The 7,031-nt window shown below is 69.6% G+C and carries 6 protein-coding genes; 5 read left to right on the top strand and 1 reads right to left on the bottom strand.

The genetic code is table 11. The annotated features are described in order from the left end of the window. The first annotated feature begins 10 nt into the window (after window positions 1-10). The 4 genes from VNM44_RS17195 to VNM44_RS12090 are packed head-to-tail and all read left to right on the top strand — an operon-like array spanning window position 11 to window position 3,326. Window positions 11-154: a YbaB/EbfC family nucleoid-associated protein gene (locus VNM44_RS17195; RefSeq protein WP_414652975.1), complete on the top strand. Its 144-nt coding sequence runs from the start codon at window positions 11-13 to the stop codon at window positions 152-154. An 11-nt stretch (window positions 155-165) separates the two neighbouring features. Next, window positions 166-1,707, top strand: a complete 1,542-nt coding sequence (locus VNM44_RS12100; protein WP_325626138.1) for an ATP-dependent DNA ligase — start codon at window positions 166-168, stop codon at window positions 1,705-1,707. A gap of 9 nt (window positions 1,708-1,716) precedes the next feature. After that, window positions 1,717-2,307 carry a recombination mediator RecR gene (gene recR, locus VNM44_RS12095; protein ID WP_325626137.1) on the top strand — a complete coding sequence of 197 codons (591 nt, stop codon included), beginning with the start codon at window positions 1,717-1,719 and terminating at the stop codon, window positions 2,305-2,307. A 50-nt stretch (window positions 2,308-2,357) separates the two neighbouring features. After that, window positions 2,358-3,326, top strand: coding sequence for an aspartate-semialdehyde dehydrogenase (locus tag VNM44_RS12090; RefSeq protein WP_325626139.1), 969 nt, complete (start codon window positions 2,358-2,360; stop codon window positions 3,324-3,326). Here VNM44_RS12090 and VNM44_RS12085 read toward each other — a convergent pair. Then, window positions 3,323-4,834, bottom strand: coding sequence for a sugar transferase (locus tag VNM44_RS12085; RefSeq protein WP_325626136.1), 1,512 nt, complete (start codon window positions 4,832-4,834; stop codon window positions 3,323-3,325). The genes VNM44_RS12090 and VNM44_RS12085 overlap by 4 nt on opposite strands. Window positions 4,835-5,367: 533 nt before the next feature. Here VNM44_RS12085 and VNM44_RS12080 point away from each other — a divergent pair. Beyond that, the coding region (locus VNM44_RS12080) for a fibronectin type III domain-containing protein (RefSeq protein ID WP_414652974.1) at window positions 5,368-7,031 on the top strand (1,664 nt) is incomplete at its 3' end.

Raw genomic sequence — 7,031 nt, 5'->3', positions numbered from 1 at the left:
CCCGCGCGCGATCGACCCGGACGACCCGGAGCTCCTCGCGGACATGGTGCTCGCGGCGGCGAACGAGGCACTGCGCGCGGCCACCCAGGCCGTCGAGACCAAGCTACGCGGCCAGATGCCCGACCTGGGCGCGCTCGGCCTGCCCGGAATGTAGCTCTCCACCCGGTGCTCCTCGACGAGCTCGCGCGCACGTCCACCGCGGTCGCGCAGACGAGCGCTCGACGAACGAAGATCGAGCTGCTCGCGTCGTGCCTGCGGCGTGTGACGCCGGACGAAGTCGTCCCCGCCGTCACCTATCTGTCCGGCGAGCTGCCGCGCATCGGGGTCGGCTGGGCGTCGCTGCGCGACGCTCCTTCGCCGGCACCGTCACCGCCGACGCTCGAGCTCCTCGACGTCGAGGCGGCTCTCGCACGCGTGGCGGCTGCGGAGGGACCTGGGTCCCGAGCAGTAAGGCGACAGGCGCTCGCGGCCGTGCTGGGCGCCGCGACCGAGTCGGAGCAGCGTTTCCTGCTCCGACTCCTCGGCGGCGAGCTGCGGCAGGGCGCGCTGACCGGTGTCATGGTCGATGCGGTCGCGAAGGCCGCCGGGCTTCCCTCCGCCGACCTGCGCCGGGCGCACATGCTCGCCGGCGACCTTGCGGTCGTCGCGCGGGCCGCGTTGATGGACGGGGCCGAGGGCCTCTCCCGCTTCCGGCTCGAGGTGCTGCGCCCGATCGGCCCCATGCTGGCTCAGTCCGCAGGAGACGTCGCGGAGGCGCTCACCCGTACCGGGCCGGCAGGCATCGAGTGGAAGCTCGACGGAGCCCGGCTCCAGGTGCACCGCTCGGGGCACGTCGTCCGTGCGTTCACGCGCAGCCTCGCCGACGTGACCGACCGCGTCCCCGAGGTCGTGGCGGCGACGATGCTGCTCCCGCTCGACGCGGCCGTCCTCGACAGCGAGGTGATCGCTCTCACGGCGGAGGCACGGCCGCTTTCGTTCCAGGAGACCATGAGCCGGTTCGGCTCCTCGTCCGCGCAGAGCGTGCGCGACGGCGTTCCACTGACGCCGTTCTTCTTCGACTGCCTCCACCTCGACGGCGAGGACCTTCTCGAACGCCCGTACTCGGAGCGCGCCGCGCTCCTGGCAACGCGCGTTCCCGAGGACCGTCGCATCCCGAGGATCGAGACGGCCGACCCCGCCGCGGGAGAGGCGTTCCTCGACGCCGCGCTCGCCCGGGGACACGAGGGCGTGCTCGTGAAGTCGCTTGCCGCGCCGTACGAGGCGGGGCGGCGAGGCTCGGGCTGGGTGAAGGTGAAGCGGGCTCAGACGCTCGACCTCGTCGTGCTCGCCGCCGAGTGGGGCCACGGCCGACGCCAGGGACGCCTCAGCAACCTCCATCTCGGCGCGCGCGACCCGGCGAGCGGCGGGTTCGTCATGCTCGGCAAGACGTTCAAGGGCATGACGGACGCGATGCTCGACTGGCAGACCGAGAAGCTCCTCGAGCTCGCCGCGGCGCGGGAGGGCCACGTCGTCCACGTCCGGCCGGAGCTCGTCGTCGAGATCGCCTTCGACGGCGTGCAGCGCAGCTCGCGGTATCCGGGAGGCCTGGCGCTCAGGTTCGCCAGGGTCAAGGGCTACCGCCCCGACAAGACGCCGGCCGAAGCGGACACCATCGACGCCGTCCGCGCGTCGCTCGGGGAGGCGCACACGTCCGCAGCGGAAGGCTAACGTGACGGCGTGCTGAGCCCCGCGGTGGACAACCTCGTCGCGCAGCTCACGCGGCTTCCCGGGATCGGCACGCGCACGGCGCAGCGGCTCGCCTTCCACATCCTCGCCGCGCCCGCCGACGAGGCGAACGCGATCGGCAGCGCGATCGCCGAGGTCAAGGCGCGCGTCCGGCCCTGTCGCGAGTGCGGGAACCTCACGGAGGAGGAGCTCTGCGGTGTCTGCTCCGACCCACGCCGCGACCGGACGGTGATCTGCGTCGTCGAGCAGCCGGTAGACGTCGTCTCGCTCGAGCGTACGCACGAGTATCGCGGCCTCTACCACGTACTCGGCGGCGCCCTCTCTCCGCTCGACGGGGTCGAACCGGGCGACCTTCGGATCCATCGGCTGATGGAGCGCGTCGACGCCGACGGGGTCGAGGAGATCGTTCTCGCAACGAACCCGACGATGACGGGGGAGGCGACCGCCGCCTACCTCGCCGACCGCCTTCGCGACCGAGTGACGGTGACGCGTCTCGCGAGCGGCCTGCCCGTCGGCGGCGACCTCGAGTACGCCGACGAGGTGACCCTGGGCCGTGCGCTCGCCGGCCGCCGGCCGGCCTAGCCCCCGGGACCCCGCAGGGAGATGGTCGCGTCGGCTAGAAAGACGTGGTGATGCACGCGCAGCCGAAAATCGGCGTTGTCGGCGCAACCGGTGCGGTCGGCACGGTCACGCTCGGCCTGCTCGCCGAGCGAGGCTACGACCACGTGCGCGCGTTCGCGTCCGGTCGCTCGGCGGGATCGAGGATCCCCTTCGGCACAGACGAGCTCCTCGTCGAGGAGGCCACGCCCGAGGCGCTGGGCGTCGGCGACGTCGATCTCTTCCTCTTCTCCGTCGGGACGTCGGCGAGCCGCGAGCTCGTCCCCGTTGCCTCGGCGGCGGGAGCCATCTGCATCGACAAGTCCTCCGCGTACCGCCTCGTGGACGGCTATCCGCTCGTGGTGCCGGAGGTGAACGGCGGGCGTGCGCTCGAGTCCCTCGAGCGCGACCGGATCGTCGCAAACCCGAACTGCTGCACGATCCCGCTCACCTGCGTCCTGAAGCCGCTCCACGACGAGGCCGGCCTCGGCCGTGTGCGCGTGTCGACGTACCAGTCCGTCTCCGGCGCGGGGGCGCAGCGAATGGACACGCTCGCCCACGAAGCTCCGGCCGACCACGACTTGGTGATGGACTGGACGTGGGAGGGCGACGAGTCGGACGAAGAGGCGAAGCTCCGGGCCGAGACGCGCAAGATCCTAGAACTCCCCGATCTCCCGATCTCGGCGACCTGCGTCCGCGTCCCCGTCATGATCGGCCACTCGGAGGCGGTATGGCTCGAGCTCGAGCGGCCGCTGACGGTGGACGAGGCCACGGAGATCCTCCGCAACGCCCCGAGCGTGCGGGTCCTCGACCTCCCGAGCTTCCCCACTCCTGCGGCTGCCGCCGGCGCGGACGAGGTCCTGGTCGGCCGCATCCGCCGCGACACCGCGGCGGAGAACGGCATCGCGCTCTATCTGTCGAGCGACAACCTCCGCAAGGGCGCGGCCCTCAACGCGATCCAGATCGCCGAGCTACTGCTCGAAGGCGTCGCGGCGGCTCGCTAGAACGCGCGGCGGGTCCGGAAGAGCGACGGCACGGTCAGGAAGATGAGCCTGAGGTCCTCGCGCAGCGACCAGTTCGTGACATAGACGTAGTCGAGCTTCGTCATCTCGTCGAACGGAATGTCGCTGCGGCCCAGCACCTGCCAGAGACCGGTGATCCCCGGCTTGAGGTCGAGACGCTTCCGGGCCCATGCCGTGACGTATCGATCCTCCTCGAGGATCAGCGGCCTCGGGCCGACGAGCGACATCTCGCCCTTGACGACGTTGATGAGCTGCGGGAGCTCGTCGATGGAAAACCGCCGTAGGTAACGACCGACCTGCGTGACGCGCGGATCGTCCGGGATCTTCGTCATCCGCGGATCGCGGTTCCGGTGCATGTTGAGGTGCACGACCTCCGCCTTCTTGTCCTCGGCCTCGGCGACCATCGTCCGGAACTTGTAGATCCTGAAAGTCGACCCGTTTGCTCCGCGCCGCACCTGGCGGAAGAAAATAGGCCCGCGAGACTCGACCTTGATCGCGATCGCGACGCCCGCGAACAGCGGGGCCAGCACCACGAGGCCGAGTGTTGCGGCGCAGAGGTCGAACGCCCGCTTCAGTACGCGCGACGAACGGGCCAGGCGCGTCGGCCGCAGCCCGACCAGCGGGATGCCCTCGAGGGTGTGCACCTGGGCTCCTGCCCCGAAAACCTCGAAGTACCTCGGAACGATGTCGATCTGGACGTCCAGATCGCGGATCGCCCGGAAGTTCGCCAGTACCTCTTCGTGGGAGTCGTTCGAGAAGGCGAAGATCACCCGTTCGACCCCGTGCTCGAGGATGCACTCCCGCAGGCGGTCAGGCCCGCCGAGGAGGAGCGGAAGGCGTTCGGCGAGATCGTCGTCGAGGGCAGTAGGACGGTCGTCCACGAACCCCACGAGCCTGATCCCGTACTCACGATGGTTCAGCAGCTTGAGCGCGAGTTGCTGACCGACGTCACCCGCGCCGACGATCAGGGCGTTCTGCGTGTACCCGGGCAGATGCCGGCAGAGGGTTCGCGCCACCGCGCGAAGGGTCGGGATCAGCACGACGGCGAGAAGCCAGAAGACCCCGAGGCGAGAGAGCACGGGATGGACGAGTCCCGTCGCCACACCGAAGAGCGCGAAGACCCAAATGCCTACCGTGACGCTACGGAACACGCCGACGATGTCGTCGACCGTCGAATGATCCGTCCTTTCCTCGTCGCGGTCGTACAGGCCCTCGAGGCGAAGGAGGAGGATCCAGAGTGGGATCGCGCACAGGAAGCCGAGATACTCGAAGCCGGGGGTGACCTTGTCGGTCGTATGGCCGAAGGTCGGTACGAGCAGGTTCGCAACGGTGAATGCGAGAACGAGCCCCGCGACGTCGGCGACCAACAGCATCCGTCGCACGAGCGCGCCGCGACGGTAGCCCCGGCGCGGCACGGGCTGCTCGACGGCCAGACCGTCCAGATCGTCGAGCCGGATGTCGTATGCAGGCATCGCGGCGTCGGCACTCACGCGCCAACCGCCAGTGATCAGGCTTTCACTCATCGTGCTCCCCCGTACCGACGTCCGCGAACGGACGGCGCCCCCGAACGCTCCACTCCCCGTGCCCCCCTTGAAACGTGCTCCCCCTTCACGAACCGCGACAGTCGCCGCTTCGGAGTCAAGATACCCCTTCTGCGCAAAAGCGCAAGGCCAGAGCGTTGCGCGACACACCAGGGGCCCCCTCGTGGATGGCGAGAACCGGCCGAGACCGACTCGTCGCCTCTCGAACGACGTCGCTACGCGGCTGTCGGCGCGGAGGAGACGAAGGCGCCCTATCCCTCGTTCCGGTCATCCGAACGAGTGGCGCCGTTCATCAGATCGAGTGAGCGGCAAGCCTTGGCACATCCCGCACGAGCCCTGCCGTCGAGGGCAGTCTCACCGGCTCGATCACCCTCGAAAGGGGGGTAAACCGGCGACGCCTGGCGGCGACAAGACTAAGCATGCCTATCCGCCGCCCTTCCACCCCCACGCTCATAGCGCTTCTTGTAACGCTCGCCATTGGAATGCAGACAACGGTCGCGGCCGACGCTGCGCCCAGCCGTACCAAGGCCCAGAGCCGCTCCGGCGACACGTCGGCGCCCCAACGCATCCGCGTCATCGGCGTCACGGCCGCAGACACCACGACTATCGGGGTCGCGTGGTCGAAATCACGTGACAACGTCGGAGTCGCCGGCTACGGCGTCTACCTGGACGGAGCACAACGGGGTACGACCGAGACCACCTCCTACGGACTGAAGGCCCTTGCTTGTGGAACGGGCTACATCGTCGGAGTCGACGCATTCGACGCAGCGGGAAACCGGTCGTCACGCACGGCGACGACGGTCTCCACGGATCCGTGCTCGGATCTCACCGCACCCAGCGCCCCCGTCGGGATCCAGCGTCTTGCGGCAACCGAGACGTCGGTCGTCCTGGCGTGGACCCCCTCCGACGACAACGTCGGCGTCGTCGAGTACGGGCTCTACGTGTCCGGGCTCCGCGTCGGGGCCACGAGCGAGGCGTCGGCCACCATCTCGAACCTCGAATGCGGCAAGACCTACAGCCTGGGCATCGATGCAGCCGATGCGGCGGGCAACCGATCCGCACGGAGCGACGCATTCTTCGCGACCGCCGCCTGCGTGGACAAGACTCCTCCTTCGGCCCCGACGGGCCTTGCCGTCACCGGCGCGACGCAGACCGCGATCCAGGCCAAGTGGAACGCTTCGACGGACAACGTCGGCGTTGCCGGATACGGAACCTACGTCGCCAACGCGCGCGTCGGAACCTCGACCGTGACGAACGCGTCGTTCGGCGCGCTCCAGTGCGGCACGACGTACACCTTGGCGATCGATGCGGCCGATGCGGCGGGCAACCGGTCAGCAGCATCCACCATGACTGCGGCGACCGCCGCCTGCACGCAGTCGCCGCCTCCGCCGTCGGGTGATACGACGCCGCCGACGGCTCCCCAGAACCTGAGCGTGTCCTCGGCCACCCAGACCGCGATCACGATCGGCTGGGGCGCCGCAAGCGACAACGTCGGGGTCACCAACTACCGGATCTACCGGAACGGCACGATGATCGGCCAAGGCCCCGGCTCCGCGGGCGGCGCTTCCGACGCGTGGTCGGACTCCGGCCGCACGTGCGGGACGAGCTACCAGTACGCCGTCGAAGCGCAGGACGCTGCCGGCAACACCGGCCCGAAATCGACGGTCACTGCCGCCACGACACCGTGCGCGGTAGCTGACACGTCGGCCCCGACTGCACCGACGAACGTGACGGCTTCGACCCGCACCGGCACGAGCATCACGCTCACGTGGGGTACGGCGACGGACAACGTCGGGGTCACGGGATACGGCCTCTACAAGGGCGGCACACGCGTATCGACCACGGCCGGGACGACCGGCATCGTGAGCGGCCTCACGTGCGGCACGAGCTACACGCTCGGGGTCGACGCCTACGACGCCGCGGGCAACCGGTCGCAGCAGGGCGTCGTCCTTGTGTCCACGACCTCGTGCTCGGACACACAGGCTCCGACGGCGCCGACCGGGGTGACGACCTCGAACCTGACCCAGACCGGTGTGACGGTCAAGTGGACAGGGTCGACGGACAATGTCGGCGTCACGGGCTACGACGTCTACCGCAACGGCAGCAAGGTGACGACCGTCACGGGGCTGACCTCCGACCAGACCGG

Source organism: Gaiella sp. (assembly GCF_035558935.1).
GTDB lineage: Bacteria > Actinomycetota > Thermoleophilia > Gaiellales > Gaiellaceae > Gaiella.
Note: the sequence above shows the minus strand (reverse complement) of the source record. Positions and strands in the feature narration are given on the sequence as shown.